Source organism: Mesorhizobium sp. M5C.F.Ca.ET.164.01.1.1 (genome assembly GCF_004792125.1).
Classification (GTDB): domain Bacteria; phylum Pseudomonadota; class Alphaproteobacteria; order Rhizobiales; family Rhizobiaceae; genus Mesorhizobium; species Mesorhizobium wenxiniae.
Map to the genome: position 1 here is coordinate 36,945 of NZ_SRTG01000002.1, position 24,940 is coordinate 61,884.

Below are 24,940 nucleotides of genomic sequence, written 5' to 3' on the forward strand. Positions count from 1 at the left end.
ATGACGTTCAAAGTCGCCATCATCGGCCGGCCTAACGTCGGCAAATCGACCCTTTTCAATCGTCTCGTGGGAAGGAAGCTGGCGCTTGTCGACGACACGCCGGGCGTCACCCGTGACCGTCGCGTCCATGCCGCCAAGCTCTACGATCTGCATTTCGACGTCATCGACACCGCCGGCTTCGAGGATGCTGCTGCTTCGACGCTGCCGGGCCGAATGCGCGCCCAGACCGAGATCGCCATCCGCGAAGCCGACCTGATCTTTTTCACGATCGATGCCAAGTCCGGGCTGATGCCTGACGACAAGACCTTCGCCGAGATCGTGCGCAAGTCCGGCAAGCCGGTTGTCGTCGTGGCCAACAAGGCCGAGGCGCGCGGCGCCCAGGGCGGCATGCTGGAGGCCTGGGAGCTCGGCCTTGGCGAACCGATCCCGGTCTCGGCCGAACACGGCCAGGGTCTGCCCGATTTGCGCGATGCGGTGATCGCCGCACTGGGCGATGCGCGCGCCTTCGGCGAAGAAGAAGAGGATGCGGACGAGGAGACCGCCGCCAGCGAAGTGCTGATCGGCGAGGACATCACCGATCCTGATGCCGAGCCGAGCTATGACGATACCAAACCGATGCGCATCGCCGTTGTCGGCCGCCCGAATGCCGGCAAATCGACGCTGATCAACGCGCTGATCGGCGAGGAGCGGCTTTTGACCGGGCCGGAAGCTGGCATCACCCGCGATTCCATTTCCGTCGACTGGGACTGGCATGGCCGCCGCCTGAAACTATTCGACACCGCCGGCATGCGCCGCAAGGCCAGGATCCACGAAAAGCTGGAAGTCATGTCGGTGCAGGACGGCTTGCGCGCCATCCGCTTTGCCGAGATCGTCATCATCGTGCTCGACGCCACCATTCCCTTCGAGAAGCAGGATCTGCAGATCGCCGACCTGATCATCCGCGAGGGCCGCGCACCGGTGATCGCCTTCAACAAATGGGATATGATCGACCATCCCCAGGAACTCCTGGCGGAACTGCGCGAGAAGACCGAGCGGCTGTTGCCGCAGGCGCGCGGCATGCAGGCGGTGCCGGTCTCGGCCGAGACCGGGCGCGGCCTCGACAAGCTGATGGATGCCGTCATCAGAACGCACAGAGTGTGGAACAGCCGCGTCTCGACCGGCAAGCTCAACCGCTGGCTGGAAGGCATCCTGGCGCATCATCCGCCACCCGCCGTGGCAGGCCGCCGGCTGAAGATCAAATATGTCACCCAGGCCAAGACGCGCCCGCCGGGTTTCGTCGTGTCCTGCTCACGGCCGGACGCGATGCCGCAATCCTATGTCCGCTATCTCTCGAACAGTCTGCGCGAGGCCTTCGATATGCCAGGCGTGCCGATCCGCATCGCCTTGCGCACCTCGGAAAATCCGTTCGCCGGCAAGGCGAAGAAACGCCGCTGAGCCAGTAGCCAGCACGAGTGGGGACGGCCACTGCACCTAATGGGCGGTGTAAGCTCCGTCCACCAGATGGTAGCTCCCAGTGATAAAGCTGGCCTGATCGGACAAGAGGAAGCAAACAAGAGCCGCTACCTCTTCCGGTTTCCCGCGCCTGCCCATCGGCTGAAGACCTGCCATGCGCCGGCTGGCTAATACCTCCGTTTGCTCCGATAAAAGAGGCGTTTCGATCCAGCCGGGGCCGACGACATTGATCCGGATGCCCATCCTCGCATATTCAATCGCCGCAACCTTGGTCAGTCCAACGACCCCGTGTTTCGCTGCCGTGTAAGCGGACGCAGTCGGCAAGCCGACGGAACCGAGAATCGAGGACATGTTCACGATGGCGCCTCCGCCTCGATCCAACATGGCGGCGATTTCGTACTTCATGCTGTAGAAAACGCCATTTAGATTGACGTTTATCAGCTTCTGCCAGTTGTCGAGCGGATAGTCTGCCGTTGCTTTTCGAACGCCGTCGATACCTGCATTGTTTACCGCCATATCCAGTCCGCCGCATTTCTGGACAGTGAACTCGATCAGCTTTTCGACGGCTGCCGCATCCGTGACATCGACCGCAAAGTCGTAGGCCCTGCCTCCTTGCGAGCTTATTTCGGCGGCTCTGCAGCGCGCGGCCTCGGCGTCAAGGTCGGCGACAACAACCTCGGCTCCTTCCTGCGCGAGTTGCCGTGAAACAGCCGCTCCTATCCCGGAGCCTGCCCCGGTCACAATCGCGACTTTACCATGAAAGTCAGGCTTCATCGTCTCTGTCCTATGCCCATTGTGACATACCGAACAGAGGTAGACGGTTATCGCAAGAAGTTTCGCTCCAATTCGCTTGTCAATCCTGTGAATTCATTTTGCCACCGCACAGCGAGACTTGGCCCGCAGGCCTTGGAATGGTAGAGACGAGGGCGGCGGTAGATCGACCAATTTCCTAGCAGGTAGAAATGAAAGAACACCACATTGCGCGCCGGGGGCTCGTGCTGGGTTGTCTGGCTCTGATGGTCTCCGGATGTACGTCGACGTTGCGACAGGTGACGGAGCCTATTTCATCCGCGTTCGGACCAAGAAGTGGCCTCAGTCCTCGATTCCGGCGGCAGCATGTGCGGTACGACGGAAACGAGCCGCCTGGAACCATCGTCGTCGATACGTCGCAACGTTTTCTCTATGCCGTCGAGGGCGACGGGTGGGCGACGCGTTACGGCGTCGGCGTTGGCGAGCAGGGACTTTCGTTCAAGGGTACAGCGACCGTCGCCCGCAAGGCGGACTGGCCGTCGTGGACACCCACCGCCAACATGATGAGGCGCAAGCCGCGCCTGGTGAAGTATGCAGGGGGGGTCCCTGGCGGACCAAACAACCCGCTTGGTGCGCGTGCCCTCTATCTCTATCGCAACGGGCGCGACACCCACTTCCGGATACATGGTACAAACGAGCCATGGACGATAGGCACAGCGGTATCGAGCGGATGCATCCGTTTGATCAATGACGACATCATTGACCTCTACGACCGTACTTCCTTGGGCACGACGGTGGTGGTTATTTGATGGTGGGCAGGCCCGATTTCCGTTGGATGGTGAACCCTGCCAGCACGTCACCGCAAAGGTGCCGCCTGCAACCGGGCGCCGACTGTGTCATTTCTGCACTAGGCTTTGGTGTAGATCGCAGCTAACTTGGTGGGGCTGCATATCTTTTTATTTGTGGCGATTCTATAGGCTGTTCCGCCCCCGGGGAAAGGATTGCTTGATGAACAGGATGTTGATTGTAATGGTTGCTACCCTCGCCGTTGCCAGCCTGAGCGGCTGCGCGAACGGGATTGGTAAAGGAAAGGGGAAGGCTCCTCCGCCGGAACCCGCTGCCGTAGAGGAGCCCGTGATTAAATAAGCGCCGGCTTTCGGAGATTTGGGGAAGGGCCGCCAGGCCCTTCCCCATCGATATGCAGGGGCCAAGGCCGGATTCGCAGCCTACGTGCGGTTGGCGGGCGTAGGCTGGCACCAGGTCTGCGGTCCTCGGAGTTCTGGATGAGAATGACGCTTGTAAGTGGCCGTTCAACAATTGTGGCCCTGCTCGCGCTTGTCGCCGCGTCGTGTCAGTCGCAGGACAACAAGCCCCAGCCGACTTTCGTGTCCAATGATCGGGCACTGAGAACCGCGGCGATGCCGGCGCGCGCGGCGGCGTCAACTCAAGCCCAACAGCATTTCATCGAGTTCCGCTCCCGGTACGCCCTTACCTACGGCCATTCCTACGTGATTTTTGGACGATTGAATCAGGCGGGACGGATGGTCAACCCCGAAGTCGCGGGGCTCGCTCCGAAGTCCGATGATCCCAATGTCTATGTTCTCGGCCATTTGGCGCCCGTGCCAGCCTCCACCGGGTGGACGGACGGCGACCTGGAAGATGCCTACCGGTCGGCAAGCTGGCGAGTTTTACTTACCGAAGCCGAATATAGGAAAGTCGTCGCGAGCATACGAAAGCTGCAGGCCAGCTCTCCGCTTTGGCACGCGTCGCTCTACAACTGCAACGCATTCGTAGCGGACATCGCCATATCCATGGGGTATAAGACCCCCGGCACCTGGCTGCGGCCACAACAATTCATAACCAAGCTTCGGGAGATGAACGGGGGTTGAAATGCGATTGGCAAAACCCGTTTTCGCGCCTCATTCGCCCGGTTAAGTCCGAAAGGAACGCGCTCTGAATGTCTATCGGTCGACAATTCGGACGATGACATCGTTGCGACGGCTTGCCGTGGTCCCAGATCGAGAAAAGGCTCCGGTGACCTGAAGTGAGCATTGCTGTAGCCTCAGTTGGCGAGATCATATGGGTAATCGGCATAGTTGCTTGGTACGTGATCCGGTATCCCTTCGAGCGCCGGGCGAGGCGCGTGCGAATTGTAGCTGGCGGCCGCTCAAGTTCCGACACCGTGGGGCTTGCATCGGCTCTCCTTGGCCTCGCGATCCTGCCTGGCTTCTATGTCGTCACCGGCATCCCCGCAGCTGCTGACCATCCGGCCAGCGCGTGGTCCGTGGCGCTCGGAACCATCATCTTCTGCGCTGCGCTGTGGATTTTTCGCCTATCCCACAAGGAACTTGGCCGTAACTGGTCGATTACGCTCGAGATTCGCGAACGGCATGAACTGGTCAGCGCCGGGCCATACGCCTTGGTCCGTCACCCGATGTACACCTCGTTCCTGCTTATGGGGCTCGGCCAGGTCTTTCTGCTGCCGAACTGGGTTGCGGGCATATCGGGTTTGATTGGTTTCGCAGTCCTTTTCCTGCTGAGAGTGGATAAGGAAGAGCGTATGATGCTGGAGAGTTTCGGCTCGCAATACCGTGCCTATATGGAAAAGACCAAGCGAATAGTCCCTTATCTTTACTAGAGGTCTTTTGATGCGAGGCCGAGCCCTCAAGCTTTCGGCGCCCCGGCGCCTTGTTGGCGATCTGATGAGGTTTTCGATCGGCGTGCCACGGGTCGCGGTGCAGCGTCAGATGAACCTCGGCCCACTCGTACGGGCTAGAATGGCGCAGCAGACCAGGCCCTCGTGGACCGCGATCTTCCTGAAAGGATATGCGCTTCTCGCCCTAGAGATGCCGGAGCTGCGGCGCGCCTATGTCAAGTTGCCCTGGCCGCAGCTTTACGAGTATCCGGCAAGCGTAGCCTCGATTGCCCACGAGCGCGAATATGAAGGCGAGCCGGCCGTTCTGCTGAGCTGCATCAAGTGCCCGGAGCGCTACTCCATCACGGAACTTGAGGGATCCATCCACGCCGCTCGATCCCGGCCGATCCTGGAGGTCCCGGAGTTCCGGCGTGCCTTGCGGATGGCAGGTGCGCCCGCGCCAGTCAGGTGGCTGCTTATGTGGCTGGGGTTGAACATCGCCCGGCAAAGGGCAAATTACTTCGGTACCTTCCAACTGTCCGTCTATTCTGGTCTCGGCGCGGAGTCACTCAACCCGCTGACACCATTGACCACGCTTCTAAACTACGGTCCGATCGGCGAAGACGGATCGGTGAATGTCCGCATCCACTACGATCACCGGGTAATGGATGGAGCGAACGTCGCACGAGCGCTGGAGAGATTCGAAAAGATTCTGAACGGCACTGTCGCCGATGAAGTGCTGTTGCTTACTCAAAGTGTTGCCGCTCCTGCAAGACAGAGGAACGCGACATGATTTCGCACCGTGAATTCCGGCCAGCCGTCGTCGTGATTGGCGGCTCGGGTGGAATTGGCCGGGCAGTTGCGAGCGTCGCTGCACGGGAGCGCGGTGCGGTTGTGCTGGTTGCCCGCTCGCCCGAGGGTTTGGCCGCCGCGGCGTCCGAAGTTCGGGAGGGGGGTGGCGAGGCATTCACGCTCGAGTTGGATCTCGTGGCGGGCGATGCGCCAACGCGCCTAGAGGACTTTCTGTCCGCACACGGCCTTGTCTGTGATGTCCTGGTCAACAGCGCCGGCTATGGCCTGCGGGGCGCGGCGACGGTGCTGCCTGTTGATGGTCAGCTCGGCATCATCGACCTTAACATACATTCCCTCACAGAACTGACCCTCCATTTTCTGCCGGGAATGGTGGCGCGCCGACGGGGCGGGGTGCTCAATCTCAGTTCCGTCGCCGGGTTCGTTCCCGGGCCTTATATGGCTCTGTACTTCGCTAGCAAAGGTTTCGTGCGCTTCTTCTCAGAGGCACTTCACCAGGAGTTGCGCCGAACCGGCGTGACGATCACATGCGTGGCACCAGGTCCGGTGTCGACGGAGTTTCTCGCAAGGTCAGGCGCCTATCAGACGGTGCTCTTCAACATCTTGCCCAAGGTGGATCCAGAGTATGTGGCCGAACGTGCGTGGCGAGGGTTTAAATCCGGTCGTCGCCTCGTCGTACCGGGAATCTCGGCCAAGTTGGCTGCCCTTGCGGCGGCGTTACTGCCTTCCGCAGCGATGCTGCCCCTGGTCGCCCGGCTGCAACGCGGCGGCAATGATCCATGTCCTTGCGGTTCAGGTATGAAGTTCAAGAAATGCTGCGGTACCCGCCAGATCCAGCTACGCCGCGGCCCTCGGGGAATTAACCCCTGACCGGACCAGCACGCCACCGCTCGCCACTTCAGGAGTCGCTGATGGTCTTGGTTGCGCTCAATGAACAAACGCTTTCCACCTAAACCGTTGCTGCGCTCTCGTTGAGGCGATGGGCCCTGGCTCGAACCAAAAGGTGCGAAAGCAACGCCATCGAAAAACCTCATTGAAGCAAGAGACCGATCGCCGATGACGGGCTGTTAAGCATGTTCGTGGCATAGAGCAGGATCCTCCATCTCTGAACAGCGCTCTGCCGAGTGCTTATTGGGACCGTTGGAGCCATTCCAACAAAGCCATTGAAACGATTGGCGTTGTCCGTTAACGCCCCATCAAGGTTAATGCATCATTGTGCCTCTCCAGTGGGGTCAGTTGCGTTTCTGGAGAGTTCCGTGCATCGACGTGTTCTGAAGCGGCTTGTCGCTGTCGCCGGTGAGAAAAAACGTTCCTTTCTGTCTCCTCTGGTCCTTGGGCTTGGCATCTGGGTCGGCTTTCCCAATGTCATTGCCTACCAGGACATGACGAGCCTGATTTCCGGCCTCAAGGCGCCAAATGCCCGCTGGAACGCCTATGTCGAGAAATCCGTCGCCGGCTCGGTCCATGCCGCCGAAATGCCTTTCCTTGATTCCGACACCACCGGCTCGATCTCGGGTTCCGGCGTACGGTTGCCCGGCCTCGGCGCCGTGTCGTTTCGCGGCAAGGGCAGCGTGGCCAGCACGACACCCGACGAAAACCGCATCATGCGCGCCGACAAGAAGGGCCGCATCATCATCGTCTCGCCGGTCGCGCCGCCGAAGAACTTCAACGCCGGCTCGATTTTCGAGCGCACCTCCTCGCTGCTTCGCCCGAGCATGGACAGCGGCCTGAAGATGGCTTTCGCCAAGCCCGAGATCAAAGGCAAGGAAATCCAGATTGCCGCCGCGTTTCACAGGCGCGCTGACAAGAAGCCGGATCCCGGGGTGCCGGCCATGCTGGCCGCACTGGTCAACAACGACCGCCCCGACGTCCTGGCAACCGCCTACGCAGCGGCCGCGCCCGACTATGCCCAGGCTTCGCCCTTCGAGGCCTTGCTTCAGGACGAGAAGCCGAACGATGGCCGTTTCATTCCGCCGGTGGCCAAGGGCGATCATTCGTGGATGCAAACTCCGCTGCCGGCGAGCGTCTTCTCCAAGCCGGAACAGACTTGCCTCGCCAACGGCATCTATTTCGAGGCGCGCGGTGAATCCGTGCGCGGCCAGGCCGCCGTCGCCCAGGTCATTCTCAATCGCGTTCGCAATCCGGCCTATCCGAACTCGATCTGCGGCGTCGTCTACCAGAACGACAAATGGTTCAACCGTTGCCAGTTTTCTTTCGCTTGCGACGGCAGGAAGAAGCGCATCCAGAGCCCCTCCCACTACAAGACCGCGCAGGATGTCGCCATGGCGGTCACTGCCGGCAAGATCTTCATCCCGGAAGTCGGATCGTCGACCCATTACTACGCCAACTACGTCAACCCGGGTTGGGCGCGAACGATGAAAAAAATGACCAAGATCGGCCTGCATATCTTTTACCGCACCTATGGCGGCGGCTGGAGCTGAGCGCTCCGGCAAGGCCCCGGGCGCGGCCGATCGAAGACCCGTCGCCGGAGGGATTCGGTCGCGGCACGCCAACGACGGTAGCGGGCACGATGTCGCACCCTGGCAAGTGGTTGATTTAAATAGAGAAAATACTTAAGGCTGAAGTCCCGCCCGTGGCTTGACGGGCGCGGACCCTCTAACTATGTTGCCGGCGACTTAAGAGCGGACGGACGGCGACGATCTGACCGGGCAAGGGGGTTGCGATGGCCGACAAGAATGGGCCAGACGGAACCGGAGAAACCGGCCCCGGCAAACAGCGTCAAGCCGACATCCGCGACGACGATCTTGAGCGCCGCCGGCGTGACCTTGAAGCATCGCTTGCGACAAGGCGGCCGGGCCGGCTCGAGGGGAAAGACGACGCGAAAGCGGGCAGTGCGGCCGGATATGGCCAGGCGCTCAAGCTATCCAGCGAGTTCATCGCCGGGATAGTGGTTGGCGCTGGTCTCGGCTGGATCATCGACCGTGTGGCGGGGACTTCGCCATGGGGTCTGATCGTTTTTTTGCTGCTGGGTTTTGGCGCCGGCGTGCTCAACGTCCTGCGTTCCGCAGGGCTTATGGCGGAATTCGGACAGGGCGACAAAACGCGCGATCCGAAAGAATGAACTTGAGGCGCCGCTTGCCGGCGCAGTGAACAGGACACTAAAGCCGCGTGCGGCTTTGATGGGGATTTAAAGTGGCTGCTGACAAGGTCGATCCGATCCACCAGTTCCATATCAACAAGCTGATTCCGATCGAGATCGGCGGCTACGACCTGTCCTTCACCAATTCGGCGCTCTTCATGGTCGCGACCGTCGCCGTCGCATCGGCGTTCCTCTATCTCACCACCTCGAGTCGCAGCCTCGTCCCCACCCGTCTTCAGTCGGTCTCGGAAATGGCCTACGAATTCGTCGGCAACATGCTGAGGGACGCGGCCGGAACGCAAGGCATGAAGTTTTTCCCCTTGGTGTTTTCGCTGTTCATGTTCGTGCTCGTTGCCAATCTGCTCGGTCTTTTTCCGTATTTCTTCACCGTCACCAGCCACATCATCGTCACTTTCGGCCTTGCCGCGCTGGTGATCGGAACCGTCGTCGTCTACGGCTTCATGAAGCACGGCCTCGGTTTCCTGAAACTGTTCGTCCCTCATGGCGTGCCGATTTATCTGCTGCCGCTGGTGGTGCTGATCGAGGTGATTTCCTTCGTCTCGCGCCCGGTCAGCCTCTCGGTTCGTCTGTTTGCCAATATGCTGGCCGGCCACATCACGCTGAAGGTGTTCTCGGGCTTCGTGGTGAGCTTGAGCGCGCTTGGCACGCTCGGCATTGCCGGGTCGGTCCTGCCGCTGGCGATGGCCGTGGCGCTGACGGCGCTGGAATTGCTGGTCGCCTTCCTGCAGGCCTACGTCTTTGCCGTGCTGACCTGCATGTATCTGAACGACGCCCTGCATCCCGGGCACTGACCCAGGCTGGCCAAGAGTTTCCGGCATTGCTGCCGGATGGAATTGCAACGGAATTTTAGATCCAAAGGAGTTGAACAAATGGAAGCAGAAGCAGCAAAGTTCATCGGCGCCGGCATCGCATGCCTCGGCATGGGTGGCGCCGGTATTGGCCTCGGCAACATCTTCGGCAGCTATCTGGCGGGCGCGCTGCGCAACCCGTCGGCCGCGGATGGCCAGTTCGGCCGCCTGATCTTCGGCTTCGCCGTGACTGAAGCGCTGGGCATCTTCTCCCTTCTCATCGCGCTTCTGGCCCTGTTCGGCTGAGCCCCTGTTCGGCTAAGATTGGAAGGGCCGGCCGCAATCGGCGGCGGGCCTGATATCAGGGGATAGTCCATGTTCGTGACATCTGCCTTTGCGCAAGAGTCCGCGCCCGCCGTCGAAGGCGGCCATACCGGCACGGAAGGCGATACGCATTCCGGGACCGGCGTGCCTGCAGAGGCGCACGGCGTGTTCCCGCCATTCGATCCGGCGACATTCCCGTCGCAGCTTCTGTGGCTGGCGATCACCTTCGGGCTGTTCTACCTCTTCCTGAAGAAGGTGGTGATGCCGCGTGTCGGCGGCATCATCGATGTCCGCAACGACCGCATCACCCAAGATCTCGATCATGCCGCCAGGCTGAAGGGCGAGGCCGATGCCGCCGTTGCCGCTTATGAGCAGGAGCTGGCGGAGGCCAAGACCAAGGCCAATGCGATCGGTCAGCAGGCCAACGATTCCGCCAAGGCGGAAGTCGAAGCCGCCCGCAAGAAGGTCGAGGCAGCGCTTGACCAGAAGCTTGGCGAAGCCGAGGCTCGCATTTCGTCCATCAAGGCCAATGCCATGAAGGAAGTCGGCACGATCGCCGAGGACACTGCTTCGGCCATCGTCGAGGCGCTTGTCGGCGGCAAGGCCAGCAAGGCCGAGGTCGCGGCAGCCGTCAAATCCGTGGCCCGGTGAGGAGCGCATCATGGACGCCACATCACTCGCGACGCTTTGGGCCACCGTTGCCCTCGTCATTTTCCTGGCCATTGCCGTCTATATCAAGGTGCCGAGGCTGATCGCCAAGGCGCTCGACGCCCGCGCCGACAAGATCAGCAACGAGCTTGAAGAAGCGCGCCGGCTGCGCGAGGAGGCCCAGCAATTGCTCGGTCAATACCAGCGCAAGCGCAAGGAAGCCGAGCAGGAGGCCGCCGACATCGTCGCCGCCGCCAAGCGCGAGGCCGACATGCTGGCTGCCGAGGCGCACAAGAAGACCGAGGACTATGTCGCCCGGCGCACCGCGCTCGCCGAACAGAAGATCGGTCAGGCCGAGCGCGAAGCGATCAGTGAGGTGCGCGCCAGCGCCGTCGATATCGCCGTCGAAGCCGCCCGCACGCTGCTCGCCGGCAAGATTGACGCAAAGGCCGGCGCCGACCTGTTCAAGGCCTCGCTGCAGGACGTCAAGTCCAAGCTGAATTAAGCGACTTCATCCAGAAGTCATCGAAAGGCCGCCTGGGAAACCTGACGGCTTTTTTGTTATGGCGAGGATAATCTCCCCCTCGAGGGGAGATGGCCGGCAGGCCAGAGGGGGCTAGCCGCGCGTTTCGTCTTACATGCGAGCGCCGCCGAGGCGACCCCTTCCGTCGCCGTCGGCGACATCTCCTTCTCAAGGGGGAGATTACGCGCTCAGCTGCATTCGCCGCGAGGATCGCGAATCGCTCAATCCAGGCCGGAAAGGCACTCTTCGTCCTGCACCTCGGTTCCGCCAAGCCGGAACGGTGCGAAGGACGCTCGGTGCAGCCGCGCCACCGGTCCGTGCACCTCGATTGCGGTGCGGTGGCGGACCGTGGCGTAGCCCATATGCAGTTCGAAGCCGTAATGCGCGTGATGGCTGCCGCAGCCGCACATCATGCGGTCGCGCATCACCTTGGCGACGATCGAGGCGGCGGCGATCGACTGCGAGCGCTGGTCGCCCTTGATCAGCGCTCTTCCTTCGCATGGCAGTCCGGGCGGCACGTCTCGGCCGTCGGCCAGGGCCAGCTTTGGCTGCACCGAGAGCCCGACCAGAGCGCGGCGCATCGCCTCGAGGCTGGCCTTGAGAATATTGCTGCCATCGATGCCTTCCGCGCTGACCGAGGCCATCGACACGCCAAGAGCGGAGCCGAGGATTTTCAGGAACAGCGCCTCGCGCTGCAGATGGCTGAGGCGCTTGGAATCGTCGAGACCATCGGGAATGTTGGCGGGATCGAGCACCACCGCTGCCGCGACGACCGGCCCGGCGAGCGGGCCGCGGCCGGCCTCGTCCATTCCCGCCACCGGCCACAGGCCTTCGGCCATCGCCTTCGTCTCGAAGGAGAAATCGGGTCTCTCGACGATTTCGAAGAGAAGCGGAGAATCAGAACGCGCGCGAGCCATGTTGCGGCGAGGTTCGCATCGGCTCCGATTCTCCGCAAGCCCCTCCGGGTCGGGCGGGGCACCGGACCCGGAGGGCACCGTCTGCAAGCCCGGGGACAGGACAGGCCGGACGGGATCCTTTCATCTGCCGCCGGCAACGGCGGCACAGGATGTCTTCAAAGCAGCATCAGTTGCTCGGTTGCCTTGGCCGCGGCGACGAACTGGTCGGTCCTGAGCGACCGCCGCTCGGCGTTGAGACCAAGCCTTTTGGCGGCGATCTCGAAGCGTCGGCCGATCTGCCAGGCATAGGGTCCGGAGCCTTTCATGCGCTTGCCCCATTCCGAATCGTAATCCTTGCCGTCGCGCATCGAGCGGATCAGCGACATCACGTGACGGTAGCGGTCGGGATAATGGCGCAGCAGCCAATCCTTGAAGATCGGCGCGACCTCCAGCGGTAGGCGCAGCAGGACGTAGCCCGCCTCACGCGCGCCCGCCGCGTAGGCTGAATCGAGGATGCGCTCCATCTCCTGGTCGGTCAGCCCAGGGACGATCGGTGCGACCATGACAGAGGCCGGAATGCCGGCATCCGAAAGCTGCCTGATCGCCTCCAGCCGCTTGGTCGGCGTCGAGGCGCGGGGTTCCATGGTGCGCGCCAGCATGCGGTCGAGCGTCGTCACCGATAGCGCCACCTTGGCCAGTCCGCGCTCGGCCATGCGCGACAGGATGTCGATGTCGCGCGTCACCAGCGCGGATTTGGTGACGATGCCGACCGGGTGGCCGCGCACCTCCAGCACTTCGAGGATCTCGCGCATGATCCGGTACTGCTTCTCGATGGGCTGGTAGGGATCGGTGTTGGTGCCGATGGCGATGGTGCGCGGCTGGTAGCCCTCCTTCGACAGCTCCTTGTCGAGCATGCGCGCCGCATCCGGCTTGGCGAACAGCTTCGATTCGAAATCCAGCCCCGGCGACAGGCCCATAAAGGCATGCGTAGGCCTTGCGAAACAGTAGACGCAGCCATGTTCGCAGCCACGATAGGGGTTGATCGAGCGGTCGAAGGAAATATCGGGTGATTCGTTGCGGGTGATGATGGTGCGCGGCTTCTCGACCTGCACCTCGGTCTTGAACGGCGGCAGCTCCTCCAGCGAGTTCCAGCCGTCGTCGAAGACATGCCGGCTGACCGGCTCGAACCGCCCGGACGGATTGATGCCCGCGGAACGGCCGCGATTGCGCTCCGGACGCACGCGCATCCCGCTCTGTTCGATCATCGCATTGGCCATCTCGGCTCTTCCTGCTCCGAAGGCTGCAATGTCGGCACGGACGATCTGTTCCATTTTCGCCCTCTCCCAGGGACTGTCGGCTGGCTGTCGAATCGCTCTGTTCATGAAATTATTCCTATTTCGTTTACTAGAACAAATCAAGAACATTTTTATGATGCGACGCAAAAACTGGCGCTGCGCCCGGCTTTCCGCTATTCGGCTAACGATGCTCAGCGTTCTCATCCAGACCCTGAATGACGAGGAAAGACTTGCCCGCACGCTCGCCTCGCTGATCGGCGGCGCGGTCGAGGGCGTGGTGCGCGATGTCATCGTCTGCGACACCGGCTCGACCGACCAGACGCACCGCGTTGCCGAACATGCCGGTTGCCTTTATGTGGCGAGCGGTGGCATTGCTGCCGGCATCAGACAGGCCAAGGGCGACTGGCTGCTGCTGCTGGAACCGGGCGCACGGCTGGCGGAGGGCTGGATCGACGAGGTCGTCGCCCACACCGCCAGACAAACCATGCCGGCGCGGTTCTCGCGGGCGCGCGGCAGCCGCGTGCCGTTCCTGTCGCGGGTCTTTTCGGGAAACCGGGCATTGGCCGAAGGGCTGGTGATCAGCAAGCGTCAAGCTGCGGCCCTGTCGAAAAACGCCCGCAGCGCCGAAGCCATCGCGCGCGGCCTCGCGACCAAGAGGCTCGACGCCGAGATCTGGGTGGCGCCGGCGAAGTAGGTCCTCTCTCCCGGTAAGCGGGCGAGGGAAGGTCGCGTCCTTCGCCGAAGTGAAATTTTGCCGAGGTCGTCTTTTTATCAGACCGGTAGCTTGTCTGGGATTAGACGGCGCGCAAACCGTGGGCGGAAAACGGCCTGCCGGAAGCCGTATTGCCGCGACACTCCTGGGAGGAATGCACTATGCTTGTCGTGCTGCGGGAAACTCGCGATACTCGGCGACATTTCGGGGAGATTGCAGATGAATGTATTCGTTCGTATCGCCTTGCTGGCAGCCGCTTGGTCAGTGCCGACGATCGCGGTGGCGCAGGAGTCGTCCCTTTGGTCGATTTATGAGAACACGCTCAAATCGGCCAGGTACATCGATCTGACCCACGCCTTCGAGCCCGTGCAGCCCGTATGGCCGGGTTTCGCCAATGCCAAGTTCAAACCGACTGTCGCCGGCAAGGATATCGAGGGCTACGTCAAGGCCGGCGAAGAGTTCACCTACGACAAGCATGGGTTCGTCGCGAGCGCCTACGAGTTGACGACGGACCAGTATGGCACGCAACTCGATCCGCCCTCCCACTGGAACCCGCTCGGTGCAACGATCAGCGACCTGCCGGCCACTTATGCCGTGCGGCCGCTCGTCGTGATCGACATCAGCGGCAAGGTGCAGACTGACGAAGGCTATCACCTCCAGGTCGCCGACATCGAGGAGTGGGAAAAGGAGCACGGCCGCATACCGGAGGGTTCGGTCGTCTTCGTGCGTTCGGATTGGTACAAGAAATGGTCCGATGCCGCCCGCTTCAACCAGAAGCCGTTTCCAGGCGTCAGTTTGGACGCACTGAAGTTACTGCATCTGGAGCGGAAGATCCTGTTTCATGGTCATGAGCCGCTCGACACCGACACCACGCCCAATCTCGAGGGCGAATATTGGCTGCTTCACAACGATTTCACCCAGGCAGAAGGCGTTGCAAATCTCGATAAGGTGCCAGAGGCCGGGGCGTTGGTCACAATCGGCTTTGCCAAGCCGCTCGGCGGGTCAGGCGGCTATGCGCGTTACGTCGCTATTGCACCCCCCGACTGGACGGAGGGCGTTTCGGTCATCGAAGCGCCTGGCGTGCCGCTTTCCCGGCAAACCGCACCGCTCAAGCGCGACGAGAATGGCGTCTTCCGTCCAACGCCCTGATCGCTGGCGATATCATCGGGGGCGGCCGGCTTGGCGCGTCCCATTCCGCGCGATTTGTCGCGTAAGTCGGGACAAAAGGTCCAGACGACCAGCCCCTCCGGCGCTCGCGAAAACGTGACTGTCCCGACGATAGCCATCACAATTGCTAGCGCTATCGTGGCATGAGCGCCGATCCTGCCACGGGAGGCAGTCATGCTCCGCCTATCTGCTGCCGTTCTGCTGACCCTGGCTTTCTGGCCGTTCGCCGCGTCGGCCCAGGAAGAGCCGCCGCCATCGAGATGCGTTGCGATCGCCGAAGCGCTGCCGTCGGCCACCTATGCCAGCTTCACAGCGCCAAAGGCGCGGACGCCTCTGCTGGCCGAGGCTTTCGTCGACGGCGACGTTACGATCACCTATGCCGGCCATTCGACCTACATCATCGAGACGCCCGCCGGCGTCAGGATCGCCACCGACTTTTCCGGCGTCTACGGCGCTGACCCGCTGCCGCGCGTGGTGACCATGAACAAGGCCCACCGCACCCATTATTCGGACCATCCGGATCCCGCCATCGAATATGTGCTGCGCGGTTGGAATCCGGACGGCGGTCCGGCGCGCCACGCCGTTGTCGTGGACGATGTCTACATCCGCAACGTGCCCACGGACATCCGCAATGGCGGCGATCTCGGCAAGGACGGCAATTCCATCTTCATCTTTGAAGTGGCGGGACTCTGCATCGGCCATCTCGGCCATCTGCACCACCGGCTGGAGGATGCGCATTACGGCGCCATCGGCCGGCTCGATATCCTTATGGTGCCTATCGACGGCGGCATGACGCTGTCGCTTGACCGGATGACCGAAATCACCGCGCGGCTCTATTCCTCGATGATCCTGCCGATGCATCGCCATGCCACCGCGATCAGCGAATTCACAGGCAGGATGGGCGACGATTTCGCGGTGGAATTCCTCTCCGGCCGGTCGCTGACGGTTTCGCTGAAGACCCTGCCCGACCGGCCGACGATCATCATTCTCGACGGGGTTTGATCGCTTCGTCGCGATCTTCTCCGCCGCGCGCGGCCTCTTCGTTCCACCTCGCTCGAAACACTCGCTGTCGCGAAATCAACGAGCCTTAATGCTCTGTCAAGCTTGCCGGAAAGTTTGCGACAGCTCCTTTCATTGTGCATTGCACAAAATCTGACCGGGGGTTACCATTCCTTTGATGCGGGCGGATCGGTTATGGGTAACGCCTGAGCGGTGAGCGGCCGACGCTTCGTCGACGCTGCCCTCAAAACTGAGGATCCTGATGGGCCTTTCAAGCCCTGACAATTCCGGTGCTGCAAGCCTCGAGTCGATCGCTCGAAACGGCAGCCTGCTGCGCCGCATTGCCGTGCGGATTCCAACCTATCTGTCGGATCTTCGCGAGAATCCGGCATGGCTGCCGATGTTCATGCTGGCGCGCACCATGCCGGGGCGGCGGTTGCATTGGCGTGGCGCAAAACCGGTTCGACCGGCACAAAAAGCTGAGGAGACGATGTTCACCGGCGTCGATCGTGATGCGGTGGTCGGCGCGCTCCGCTCGGACGGCCTCTTTTCCGGGCTTGCCCTGCCGTCGTCGGTCCACCAGGAGATCGCCAGCTTTTCGCAGCGCACGCCTTGCTTCGGCAATTTCGACCGACGGCTGGAGTTCCTGCCGGGCGAGCACGCCGACGCCGAGAAGCACTTCGGCCGTCCCCTGCTCAGCGGCCACTTTTTCGAGCGGATTCTCGACTGCAATGCTGCGCTTACCGTGCAGCGCGATCAGCTGCTTCTCGACATCGCCGCCCATTACCTCGGCAGCCAGGCGAGGCTGATCACCACGCGCGTCTGGTGGAGCTTTCCGACGAGCTCCGCCTCCGACGCCGAGAAGAACCTGGCGTCGCTTGGCAAATACCACTTCGATCTCGACGATTGGCGGATGCTGAAATTCTTCTTCTATCTCAATCCGGTCGATGCCGAGACTGGTCCGCATGTCTATGTCCGCGGCAGCCACAACCGCCGCGCCCTCAAGCACCAGTTGACGCTCCTCGTCGGCCATCCAGCGGAAGAGGTTCTGAACGTCTACGGCGCGCAGAGCCCGATTACGCTGACCGGCGAGGCAGGTTTGGGCTTTGTCGAGGATCCTTTCGGCTTCCACATGGGCACAGTGCCGACGCGCAAGCCGCGGCTGATGATGGAAGTCGGCTTCGGCGTTTCGCCGCCCTCGCGCCGGCGGTTCCACGGCGAGCCGGTTATTCGCTGATTTTGACCCCGAAACAGCCTTGGGAGCTTGGCCTAACTTGTCTTGGTGCCGCCGCGCCGCAGATGTTCGTCCAGGCGCGGCATGATCTCGACGAAGTTGCAGGGCATGTGCCGGTAATCGAGCTGCAGCTTCAAAATGCCGTCCCAGGCGTCCTTGCAAGCGCCGGGCGAACCCGGCAGCACGAAAACGAAGGTCGCGTTGACGACGCCGCCGGTCGCCCGACTCTGGATCGTAGAAGTGCCGATCTTGTCGTAGGAAATGCGGTGGAACACTTCGGAAAAGCCGTCCATGCGCTTTTCGAAGATCGGCTCCAGCGCCTCCGGCGTCACATCGCGACCGGTAAAGCCGGTGCCGCCGGTGGTGATGACGACATCGATCGCTTCGTCCCTCGACCAGCCCAGAACCTTGGCTCGAATTTTCTCGCGGTCGTCGGTGACGATGTCGCGGGCGGCGAGTAAATGGCCGGTCTCCACGATGCGGTCGGCCAGCGTCTGGCCGGATTTGTCGTCGGCGAGGCTGCGCGTATCGGAAACGGTCAGCACCGCGATGCGCACGGGAATGAAGGAACGGCTCTCGTCAATCCTGGCCATGCGTGTCAGCCTCCGATGTCATGGTTCGCGTCGCGGCGACGAACCAGTCGGGATGGCGTCTGCGGATATCGACGGCCGCGCGCTTGGCGACATTGCCAGTCTCAAACAGCCCGAAGCAGGTCGCGCCGGAACCCGACATCCGGGTGAACCCCGCTCCAGCCTTGTTGAGCACCGAAAGAGCCTTACCGATGGCGGGTTGGATTGCCCGCGCCGCGGGCTCGAGATCGTTGCGCGTAATCTCCAGCCAGTTGCGGATGCTGTGGAAGTCGAGGTCGCGCGGCAGCGGCGGCAGGCCCTCATTGTGGCGATCAGAAAGCGCATTGAACACCTCGACCGTGGAGACGGCGGTGCCGGGATTGACGAGGACCAGCCCGAGTGCCGGAAAGCCCGGCACGGCCGACAGCTCGTCGCCAATGCCGCGCGCAATCAGCGGCTTTGCCGCAAGGCACATGGGAACGTCGGCGCCCAGCGAGAGGCCGATCCGCGCCAGTTCGGCGTCGTCGAGATCCAGCCTCCATATCTCAGCGAGCCCGCGCAACACCGTTGCGGCGTCGCTCGACCCGCCGCCGACGCCGGATGCGACCGGCAGGTTCTTTTCGAGCCTGATGGCGACCGACGGCGTTTGCGCCGGACCGGCCTGCTTTCGCAGCGCGTCGCGCGCTTTGACGGCTAGGTTGCTGTCGTCGAGCGGGACCGCGGAGACGTATCGGCCTGACGCGGAAAACCCGTCGCTGTCGGCAAGCTCGATCTCGATCCTGTCGCCGAAGCGCGTGAACACCGCCAGGCTCTCGATCATGTGATAGCCATCGGCGCGCCTGCCGGTGACGTGCAGCGCGAGATTTATCTTGGCGTGCGCATGCCACGCCCGGACAGTGATGCCGGAATCCACGGGGTCGGTCGCGAAGGGGATGATGTCAGTCCTTGGCCAGCCGGTATTCGCCGGTCTTCGGGTCCTTGACCAGCGTGCCAATTGTGCCGTTGGTAGCCTGCTTTTCGGTGCGCCGTATCTTGGCCGTCACGCGCTCGGCTTCCCTGACGAAGGAGCGATAGCCGAAATAGGCGAGCAGGCCGACTGTGATGAAGAAAATGATCTGTAGCATGTCAAACTCCTCCCTCACAAGGCCGACTGCGGCGGCCGGTCGGGTCGGTCAAGCTTTCAAGTTAAACGCTTTTACCGGTTTTTCAAAGCCCGAAGCGCGCCCATAATGCGCGCTCTTCCGCCGCATCGATCACGCTGCTTGCGGCAGCCGCGGCGATCTCGGGCGCCGAAAAACCCGCTCTGCTCGAGCCGAACCAGCCGAACCGGCCGAACAGGCCGCGCGGCGCCGTGATCAGTTTGAGCTGGGTCTTTGGCCCGAAACGGGTCTTCAGCACGCTGCGCATATCGCCGAGCGCATCGACAAGGCCGAGCTCCAGCCCCTTCTTACCGGTCCAGAACAGGCCGGTGAACAGGTCCGGGTCGTCCTTGAGCTTGGGGCCGCGCCGGTCCTTGACGAGATCGATGAAGGTCTCGTGGACATCGAGCTGCAGCGCCTTCAGCCGCTCGATATCTTCCTTCTTCTCGGGCTTGAACGGATCGAGCACCGCCTTGTTCTGGCCGGCAGTATGGACGCGGCGTTCGACGCCGATTTTCTTCAACAGCTCGGGAAAGCCGAACGAGGCCGACACCACGCCGATCGAACCGACGATGGAGGACGGATCGGCAAAGATCTCGTCGCCGGCGATCGCTATCATGTAGCCGCCCGAAGCCGCCACGTCCTCGACGAAGACCAGAACCTTTTTGTTCTTCTCGGTCGCCAGATCGCGGATGCGTCTGAAGATCAGCCGCGACTGCACTGGCGAGCCGCCTGGCGAATTGATCGAAATGGCGACCACGGGCGCATCGAAGGAAAACGCCTTCTCGATAGGGCCGGCAGTGGATGCGAGCGACAGGCTCGGCCGGAACTGGCCGCCGCCGGGCATGATCGTGCCGTGCAGCCGGATAACAGGAATAACGACGATGTCGGAGCGCCAGGATTTCGGCAGCAGGCGGTTTAGGAAGCGTTTCACGGGGTCTCCGGTCAATTGGCTTGAAGGCATGTAGGGATTCGCCGGCCAACGGCAATGCCCGCGCCGCTTGCTGGTAGAAAAGGCTCAGTCGCCGAACAGCGAAGCCAGCCCGTTGTTGATCATCTCGGTCCGCTCCGTTGGTCCGTCGCCCGATTGCGCATGCAGCATGAGCGGCGGGCGGATCGACAGTTTTCCGCGTGAGCCGAGTATTGCCCTGACGACGATGCGGATCGCCGCTGCTTCGGGGCGAGGGTGGACGGCCAGCATCTCGGCGTCGCCGAAGCGGCCTGATATCGCATCGAGGATGGCGCCGAGCTGATCGGGCCTGGCAATCACGGCAAGACCGCCGCGCGGCCTGACCACAGCAGCCGCACTTCGAATCCAGCTGTCGAACAGCCGATCCTCCATGACATGCGCCGCCTTCCTGAGAGGGTCGGGCGTGGCGCGATCCTCGGCGGCGTTGAAGGGCGGGTTCATGATGACGAAATCGAAGGAGTTGTCGGCAAGCCCAGTGGCTGTTCGCGCTTGGCCCGACAGCGCAACATCGGCGGCGAGCACCGAGGCGCGGTCGTTGAGATGCGCATTGCCGGGATGGGCAAGCGTCGTTGCGGCGAAGGCTGCCATTTCCGGAGACCGTTCGATGAGCACGGCCTCGGCATCAGGACAGCGCGACAGCACGGCCAGGCCTGCGGCGCCAGCGCCCGCGCCGAAATCGGCAAGGCGCCCGGCGAAGGAGGACGGCACGGAGGCCGCTAGCATCATGGCGTCCATGCCGGCGCGATGGCCGGCTTGTTTCGGCTGCACCAGCCAGAACCGCCCGCGATGGAAGGCATCGACCGTATGGGCCGGCGTGTCCTGGACAAGGGTGGCGCGCGCCGCGGCCATTATTTCTGGCGCATCTCATTGGCGATGCCGGCATCCGTCAGGATGCGCCGGGCCGCATCGGCCTGTTCGGCTTCGACCATGATGCGCCGGGGCAAGATGCCGATCGAACCGTCGAGCACGCTCATGTTCTGGTCGGCGACGAAACAGCCGATGCCGGCATCGCGTAACAGCGATTCGACAAAGGAGATGATCACGGCATCGTTGGTGCGGATAAGCTCTATCATCGGACGAAACTCGCAGGTTGCAGCGTCTATGTAAACGTGGGTGGCTCCCGCCGCCACCTCGACCGCGCCAAATCGCCTCTTGCCGTGCCTGTGGGTACCGCCCTAGAGTCTGCAGCGGTATCGGGGTGCCGTCGTGCGCGTGACTTAAGACGGGAGTTTGTCGTGGGTGTCGTTCTCAACATCGAAAACGGGAAGCGGGAAGCCGCATCCATCAAGGATCTCATCGATCTGACGGCGACCGATATGGGGCGCGTCAACAAATTGATCCTGTCGAAGGCCGGTTCTGACGTCGAGATGATCCCGGAGATTGCCAACCATCTGATCTCTTCGGGTGGCAAGCGGCTGAGGCCAATGCTGACGCTCGCCTCAGCCCAGATGTTCGGCTATTCCGGCGAGGGCCATGTCAAGCTCGCCACATCAGTCGAGTTCATGCACACCGCCACGCTCCTCCACGACGATGTCGTCGACGAGAGCGGCATGCGGCGCGGCAAGAAGACCGCCCGCATGATCTGGGGCAACCAGGCGAGCGTGCTGGTCGGCGATTTCCTGCTTGGCCAGGCTTTCCGCATGATGGTCGATGTCGGTTCGCTGGAAGCGCTCGACATCCTGTCCAGCGCCGCCTCGATCATTGCCGAGGGCGAGGTGATGCAGCTCGCCGCCGCCAAAAACCTCGAAACCACGGAGGATGAGCATTTCGCGGTGATCAAGGCCAAGACCGCGGCCCTGTTCTCGGCCGCCGCCGAGGTCGGCCCAGTCATCGCCCAGGCGACGCGTAACGATCGCGCGGCGCTGCGCTCCTATGGCATGAATCTCGGCCTTGCCTTCCAGCTGATCGACGATGCGCTGGATTATGGCGGCACCAGCAAGGATCTGGGCAAGAATGTCGGCGACGACTTTCGCGAAGGCAAGGTGACGCTGCCGGTGATCCTCGCCTACCGGCGCGGCACCAAGGCCGAACGCACCTTCTGGAAGCGCGCCATCGAGGACAATGTCACCGACGACACCGGGCTGGAAAAGGCGATCGGATTGATGACCCGCCACGGCGCGATCGCCGACACCATCGGGCGCGCCGGCCATTTCGGCGAGATCGCCCGCGACGCGCTGGCGCCGCTCGAAGCGACGCCGCAGAAATCGGCGCTGGTCGACGTCATCGATTTCTGCATCAGCCGGGTGAACTGAAGGACATCGCCGATATTTGGCCGGCACGGCGACCGCTCGTCATTTTGGTTGCCCCGGAAGAACCGTTGCAGCGAGCAGGCTGACAACGATGCCTGCCGCAGCGAGCCAGATAGCGACCTCGATACCGTCGGCGATAGCGATCTTCAAGGCATCACCTGTCAATTCGCCGACATGGCGGTTGGCAATCGCGATCAACACCGCCATGCCAATCGCATTGCCGACATTGAGCATGGTGGAGGCCATCCCCGATGCGACACCTTGCTCGTCATGGGAAACACCCGAGGCGGCGGCGATCCACATCGCAGTCCAGACGATGCCTTGTCCCACGCCCGAGATGACCAGGCCGGGCACGAGGGACATATAGCTGCTGTCGGCGTTTGCGCCCGATACCATCAAGGCCGTCCCGATCGCGCCGACGACCATGCCGCCGACCAGCGTGGCACGCGTCGAAAACCGCGTTGCCAGACGTTCACCGACCTGCGTGCCGGCCGCGATGGCGACCGATGGCACCAGGAACGCCAAGCCGGTCTGCAAGGCGGTGAAGCCATGCACGTTCTGCAGCAGCACTGTGAGAAAGTAGGGCAGCGCCCCGAATGTTCCCATGTAGAGGAAGGTGATCGTCATGCCGGCGACGAGGCTGCGGTTGTGGAATAGGCGCAGCGGCATCAGCGGGTCGGTGCTCCTCGCCTCTATCACCGCGAAGGTGGTCAGGAAAATTACCGCCAGCAAGGCGCTGGCGATGATCGCGGTCGACCCCAGCCATATTCAGGCCCCTGAACCAGCGTGAAAACAAGCAGGGTCGCGCCGGTGGTGACGGTCAGCGCGCCCGGCAGATCGAAGCTGCGGTGTTCGTGCCGCTTGCTGTCACGCGGAATGATGGCGAAAGCCGCGACGATGGCGACCCCAGCCAAGAGCACGTTGACATAGAAGATGGACGGCCAGCCGAAGGCGCTGGTGAGAAGCCCTCCCGCCAGCGAGCCGAGCGTCAGGCCGCTCGCTCCGGCGCCGCCCCAGACCGCGAGCGCGCGGTTGCGTTCCGGCCCCTCGGCAAACAGGCGATTGATCAGCGAGAGCGTGGCTGGGAACAGGAACGCGGCTCCGATGCCTTGCACCGCACGGGCCGCGATGATGACTTCCGGCGACCAGGCGAGGCCGCCGACCAGGGATGAAAGCGCGTAGAGCCAAAGCGCGAAGATGAAAACGCGCCGCTGGCCGATCAGGTCGGCAGCCCGGCCGCCGAACAGCAGGAAGCCACCGGTGAATACGGTGTAGGCGCTGACCACCCACTGCAGGGTCTGGCCCGAAAAGCCCAGCCCCGCGCCGATTTCCGGCAACGCCACGAAGACGATGTTGAGGTCGAGTGCGATGATGAGCTGCGCGAAGGCGAGCAATGCCAGCGTGGCGCCGCGCTTCGCGCCGATCCCTCCTGTTGCCGCGGCGCCGAACGGCGCACCTTGATCGAGTGAACTCATGTCAATCTCCATATCGATGATTCTTTGTCGATCGGCAAAGAATTGAGTTTGCAATCCGAAGTCAAGCGGATTATTTGTTGATTGATAAAAAATGGAGATCGCAATGGCGGGAAGGCCAAGGGAGTTCGATCGGGACCAGGCGCTGGAGAAGGCCCGCGACGCCTTCTGGACGCGCGGCTATGAGGGCACCTCGATGGCCGATCTGGTGTCGGTGCTTGGTTTGGCCTCGCCGCGCATTTATGCGGCGTTCGGCTCGAAGGAGAGCCTGTTTCGCGAGGCGGTGGCGCTTTACGAAGCCAATGAAGGCGGCTTCGCCACTCGGGCGCTGGCGGAGGAACCGACCGCCCGGCAGGTCATCGAGCGGATGTTGCGAGAAGCCGTCGAGACATATACGAGGCCGGGGCGGCCGCAGGGCTGCATGGTGGTGTCGGCCGCGACGAACTGCGCCGTTGAAAACGACAGTGTGCTTCACTGGCTGGCGGAGCATCGCCTAGCCCGCACCGCATCGATTGTCGAGCGGCTGAAGCAGGGCGTTCGCGACGGAGAGCTGCAGCCGGATACGGATGCCGAAACATTGGGCGATTACTACGCAACGCTGATGCACGGTCTCTCTGTGCAGGCGCGCGACGGAGTGCCGAAAGAGCGGCTACACGCTCTGGTCACCGTCGCGATGCAGTCGCTGGACGCAAGACCTTCGGGGAAACCCTGAATTTCACGCATGTGGATGGGCCGACTGTGCAGCGCGGTCCGGCACGCGGATATCGGATACCTGTATACAAAAATCCGGCTTGCCGCAGATCCTTCAACGGAGCATCGCCTGCTCATTTGGATTTATCGGCCGATCTTTTCGGATTGACTTCTGGCGTCGGCGGGTCAGGTGTTTGCATGACGACTGGCTTTGGCGGTTCCGGCTCCGTAGCCGGCGCCTCCGGGCCGCCCTTGCCCAGCGCGACCGACAGGCCGAAAACCTTCGATTGACGGTCCACCGGCGCAAACAGCAGCTCGAAATTGACCTGCATGGGGACGGAGGGAAAGAAACCGGCCATGTGTAGCATGCCGTTCGGTTCGATCTGTGGCAGCAGGGTGAGTTGCGGCTCCAGCACGGCGCATCGGGGCGCCGGTGCCGCAGCAGGACAAGCACGGCGGTCTGCTAGGCCGGCAAAGTGCGATCTACGGCCGCGGTC

Annotated in this window: 31 protein-coding genes; 19 read left to right on the forward strand and 12 right to left on the reverse strand. The window is 62.4% G+C overall.

Annotated features, from left to right (window positions below; translation table 11 throughout):
* A complete protein-coding gene (gene der / locus EN807_RS16935) occupies positions 1-1,434 on the forward strand; it encodes a ribosome biogenesis GTPase Der (RefSeq protein WP_135935933.1) in 1,434 nt (477 codons plus the stop codon).
* Between the two features lie 36 nt (positions 1,435-1,470).
* Here der and EN807_RS16940 read toward each other — a convergent pair whose 3' ends face one another.
* Entirely contained in the window at positions 1,471-2,226 is a 756-nt protein-coding gene (locus tag EN807_RS16940; protein WP_135935934.1) for a glucose 1-dehydrogenase, read from the reverse strand.
* Between the two features lie 188 nt (positions 2,227-2,414).
* On the opposite strand from EN807_RS16940, the gene EN807_RS16945 reads away from it, so the two are divergent.
* The 12 genes from EN807_RS16945 (at position 2,415) to EN807_RS17000 (ending at position 11,033) form a co-directional block, all read left to right on the forward strand.
* Positions 2,415-3,011, forward strand: a complete 597-nt coding sequence (locus EN807_RS16945; RefSeq protein ID WP_127314354.1) for a L,D-transpeptidase — start codon at positions 2,415-2,417, stop codon at positions 3,009-3,011.
* A 199-nt stretch (positions 3,012-3,210) separates the two neighbouring features.
* Positions 3,211-3,348 (forward strand): ABC transporter, encoded by a 138-nt coding sequence (locus EN807_RS36605; protein WP_135935935.1) that lies wholly within the window; start codon positions 3,211-3,213, stop codon positions 3,346-3,348.
* Positions 3,349-3,491: 143 nt separating this feature from the next.
* On the forward strand, positions 3,492-4,091 hold the full coding sequence (locus EN807_RS16955; RefSeq protein WP_135936466.1) for a hypothetical protein: 600 nt from the start codon (positions 3,492-3,494) through the stop codon (positions 4,089-4,091).
* 161 nt (positions 4,092-4,252) lie between these two features.
* The gene (locus tag EN807_RS16960) at positions 4,253-4,840 is read left to right on the forward strand and encodes a protein-S-isoprenylcysteine O-methyltransferase (RefSeq protein ID WP_135936467.1); all 588 of its coding nucleotides are present in this window, start codon (positions 4,253-4,255) and stop codon (positions 4,838-4,840) included.
* A 10-nt stretch (positions 4,841-4,850) separates the two neighbouring features.
* A complete protein-coding gene (locus EN807_RS16965; RefSeq protein WP_135935936.1) occupies positions 4,851-5,630 on the forward strand; it encodes a 2-oxo acid dehydrogenase subunit E2 in 780 nt (259 codons plus the stop codon).
* Entirely contained in the window at positions 5,627-6,517 is an 891-nt protein-coding gene (locus EN807_RS16970; RefSeq protein WP_135935937.1) for an SDR family NAD(P)-dependent oxidoreductase, read from the forward strand. The genes EN807_RS16965 and EN807_RS16970 overlap by 4 nt, the downstream gene beginning before the upstream one ends.
* 386 nt (positions 6,518-6,903) lie before the next feature.
* Complete coding sequence (locus EN807_RS16975) at positions 6,904-8,088, forward strand: cell wall hydrolase (RefSeq protein ID WP_135935938.1); 1,185 nt, start codon at positions 6,904-6,906, stop codon at positions 8,086-8,088.
* A gap of 242 nt (positions 8,089-8,330) precedes the next feature.
* Positions 8,331-8,729: an AtpZ/AtpI family protein gene (locus EN807_RS16980; protein ID WP_127314360.1), complete on the forward strand. Its 399-nt coding sequence runs from the start codon at positions 8,331-8,333 to the stop codon at positions 8,727-8,729.
* A 71-nt stretch (positions 8,730-8,800) separates the two neighbouring features.
* Complete coding sequence (locus EN807_RS16985; protein WP_135935939.1) at positions 8,801-9,559, forward strand: F0F1 ATP synthase subunit A; 759 nt, start codon at positions 8,801-8,803, stop codon at positions 9,557-9,559.
* Positions 9,560-9,637: 78 nt separating this feature from the next.
* Positions 9,638-9,862: a F0F1 ATP synthase subunit C gene (locus EN807_RS16990; RefSeq protein ID WP_023799397.1), complete on the forward strand. Its 225-nt coding sequence runs from the start codon at positions 9,638-9,640 to the stop codon at positions 9,860-9,862.
* Positions 9,863-9,931: 69 nt separating this feature from the next.
* On the forward strand, positions 9,932-10,531 hold the full coding sequence (locus EN807_RS16995; protein WP_135935940.1) for a F0F1 ATP synthase subunit B: 600 nt from the start codon (positions 9,932-9,934) through the stop codon (positions 10,529-10,531).
* A 10-nt stretch (positions 10,532-10,541) separates the two neighbouring features.
* Positions 10,542-11,033 carry a F0F1 ATP synthase subunit B gene (locus EN807_RS17000; protein ID WP_127314363.1) on the forward strand — a complete coding sequence of 164 codons (492 nt, stop codon included), beginning with the start codon at positions 10,542-10,544 and terminating at the stop codon, positions 11,031-11,033.
* 239 nt (positions 11,034-11,272) lie between these two features.
* Here EN807_RS17000 and EN807_RS17005 read toward each other — a convergent pair whose 3' ends face one another.
* Together EN807_RS17005 and EN807_RS17010 are read right to left on the reverse strand one after the other, a co-directional pair.
* Complete coding sequence (locus EN807_RS17005; RefSeq protein ID WP_127314364.1) at positions 11,273-11,968, reverse strand: ribonuclease HII; 696 nt, start codon at positions 11,966-11,968, stop codon at positions 11,273-11,275.
* Between the two features lie 155 nt (positions 11,969-12,123).
* Positions 12,124-13,278, reverse strand: coding sequence for a PA0069 family radical SAM protein (locus EN807_RS17010; RefSeq protein ID WP_135935941.1), 1,155 nt, complete (start codon positions 13,276-13,278; stop codon positions 12,124-12,126).
* 151 nt (positions 13,279-13,429) lie between these two features.
* On the opposite strand from EN807_RS17010, the gene EN807_RS17015 reads away from it, so the two are divergent.
* The 4 genes from EN807_RS17015 (at position 13,430) to EN807_RS17030 (ending at position 17,357) form a co-directional block, all read left to right on the forward strand.
* Positions 13,430-13,936 carry a glycosyltransferase gene (locus EN807_RS17015; protein ID WP_095491071.1) on the forward strand — a complete coding sequence of 169 codons (507 nt, stop codon included), beginning with the start codon at positions 13,430-13,432 and terminating at the stop codon, positions 13,934-13,936.
* 237 nt (positions 13,937-14,173) lie between these two features.
* The gene (locus EN807_RS17020) at positions 14,174-15,103 is read left to right on the forward strand and encodes a cyclase family protein (RefSeq protein WP_135935942.1); all 930 of its coding nucleotides are present in this window, start codon (positions 14,174-14,176) and stop codon (positions 15,101-15,103) included.
* A gap of 192 nt (positions 15,104-15,295) precedes the next feature.
* Positions 15,296-16,123 (forward strand): MBL fold metallo-hydrolase, encoded by an 828-nt coding sequence (locus EN807_RS17025; protein WP_135935943.1) that lies wholly within the window; start codon positions 15,296-15,298, stop codon positions 16,121-16,123.
* 259 nt (positions 16,124-16,382) lie between these two features.
* A complete protein-coding gene (locus tag EN807_RS17030) occupies positions 16,383-17,357 on the forward strand; it encodes a hypothetical protein (protein ID WP_135935944.1) in 975 nt (324 codons plus the stop codon).
* Positions 17,358-17,389: 32 nt separating this feature from the next.
* Here EN807_RS17030 and moaB read toward each other — a convergent pair whose 3' ends face one another.
* From moaB to EN807_RS17060, 6 genes are all read right to left on the reverse strand, one after another.
* Positions 17,390-17,947, reverse strand: a complete 558-nt coding sequence (gene moaB, locus EN807_RS17035; RefSeq protein ID WP_135935945.1) for a molybdenum cofactor biosynthesis protein B — start codon at positions 17,945-17,947, stop codon at positions 17,390-17,392.
* On the reverse strand, positions 17,934-18,836 hold the full coding sequence (locus EN807_RS17040; RefSeq protein ID WP_135935946.1) for a 4-(cytidine 5'-diphospho)-2-C-methyl-D-erythritol kinase: 903 nt from the start codon (positions 18,834-18,836) through the stop codon (positions 17,934-17,936). The genes moaB and EN807_RS17040 overlap by 14 nt, the downstream gene beginning before the upstream one ends.
* Before the next feature lie 25 nt (positions 18,837-18,861).
* Positions 18,862-19,047, reverse strand: a complete 186-nt coding sequence (locus EN807_RS17045; RefSeq protein ID WP_127319597.1) for a hypothetical protein — start codon at positions 19,045-19,047, stop codon at positions 18,862-18,864.
* An 82-nt stretch (positions 19,048-19,129) separates the two neighbouring features.
* Positions 19,130-19,996: a S49 family peptidase gene (locus tag EN807_RS17050; RefSeq protein ID WP_065006299.1), complete on the reverse strand. Its 867-nt coding sequence runs from the start codon at positions 19,994-19,996 to the stop codon at positions 19,130-19,132.
* An 84-nt stretch (positions 19,997-20,080) separates the two neighbouring features.
* Positions 20,081-20,881 (reverse strand): tRNA1(Val) (adenine(37)-N6)-methyltransferase, encoded by an 801-nt coding sequence (locus EN807_RS17055; RefSeq protein WP_135935947.1) that lies wholly within the window; start codon positions 20,879-20,881, stop codon positions 20,081-20,083.
* Complete coding sequence (locus EN807_RS17060; RefSeq protein WP_127319601.1) at positions 20,881-21,105, reverse strand: DUF2007 domain-containing protein; 225 nt, start codon at positions 21,103-21,105, stop codon at positions 20,881-20,883. The genes EN807_RS17055 and EN807_RS17060 overlap by 1 nt, the downstream gene beginning before the upstream one ends.
* A 162-nt stretch (positions 21,106-21,267) precedes the next feature.
* Between EN807_RS17060 and EN807_RS17065 the strand changes: the two genes are divergently transcribed.
* A complete protein-coding gene (locus EN807_RS17065) occupies positions 21,268-22,284 on the forward strand; it encodes a polyprenyl synthetase family protein (RefSeq protein ID WP_135935948.1) in 1,017 nt (338 codons plus the stop codon).
* Between the two features lie 39 nt (positions 22,285-22,323).
* Here EN807_RS17065 and EN807_RS36610 read toward each other — a convergent pair whose 3' ends face one another.
* Entirely contained in the window at positions 22,324-23,013 is a 690-nt protein-coding gene (locus EN807_RS36610; protein ID WP_246684178.1) for an MFS transporter, read from the reverse strand.
* Positions 23,001-23,756, reverse strand: coding sequence for an MFS transporter (locus EN807_RS36615; RefSeq protein ID WP_246684180.1), 756 nt, complete (start codon positions 23,754-23,756; stop codon positions 23,001-23,003). The genes EN807_RS36610 and EN807_RS36615 overlap by 13 nt, the downstream gene beginning before the upstream one ends.
* 103 nt (positions 23,757-23,859) lie before the next feature.
* Here EN807_RS36615 and EN807_RS17075 point away from each other — a divergent pair, with 103 nt between their 5' ends.
* Positions 23,860-24,465 (forward strand): TetR/AcrR family transcriptional regulator, encoded by a 606-nt coding sequence (locus tag EN807_RS17075; RefSeq protein WP_135935949.1) that lies wholly within the window; start codon positions 23,860-23,862, stop codon positions 24,463-24,465.
* A gap of 112 nt (positions 24,466-24,577) precedes the next feature.
* Here the strand turns inward: EN807_RS17075 and EN807_RS17080 are convergent, their stop codons facing one another.
* Positions 24,578-24,859, reverse strand: coding sequence for a hypothetical protein (locus tag EN807_RS17080; protein ID WP_065010124.1), 282 nt, complete (start codon positions 24,857-24,859; stop codon positions 24,578-24,580).
* Positions 24,860-24,940: the final 81 nt, after the last annotated feature.